At 60.7% G+C, this 425-nt stretch carries 1 protein-coding gene; it reads right to left on the reverse strand.

What is annotated here, in order from left to right; translation table 11 throughout:
* Nucleotides 1-425: hypothetical protein (locus tag K3G63_RS22605; protein WP_220616417.1), on the reverse strand; the 425-nt coding region annotated here is incomplete at both ends.

The following is a 425-nucleotide window of genomic DNA, read 5'->3' on the forward strand; positions in this document are numbered from 1 at the left end:
GATGTCGGCATTCTCATTGTCGCCGACGTGAAAGGAGGCGGCGGCATCGATGCCCTGCTCCGATAGGTATTTGGCGAACAGCGCCTCGCTCTTGCTGCTGCCATGATCGCAGGACGCATAGAGGAAGTCCCAGGTCAGTCCGGGACGGCAGGCCCGCAGCAGCCGCGCCAGCCGGCCGGAGTCCCAATACGTGTCGGAGATGAAGCCGACGCGATGGCCGGCACGTTTCATGTCCCAATATTGCCTGAGCATTTCGGGATTGGCACGGCAGAGTTCGCGTTCGGCGGCGAACTCCGATTCGACCAGGTCGTTCAAGCTATCTCGCGAGAGACCGAACAGTCTGAATGGAAAGAAGGAATAGATCTCTTCGATATGCACTTCGCCCGCACCGCGCGTTTCCTTCGCGGTCCGGCGCGCACGCGATT

The sequence above is a fragment of the Hymenobacter sp. HSC-4F20 genome (genome assembly GCF_019599275.1).
Classification (GTDB): Bacteria; Bacteroidota; Bacteroidia; order Cytophagales; family Hymenobacteraceae; genus Hymenobacter.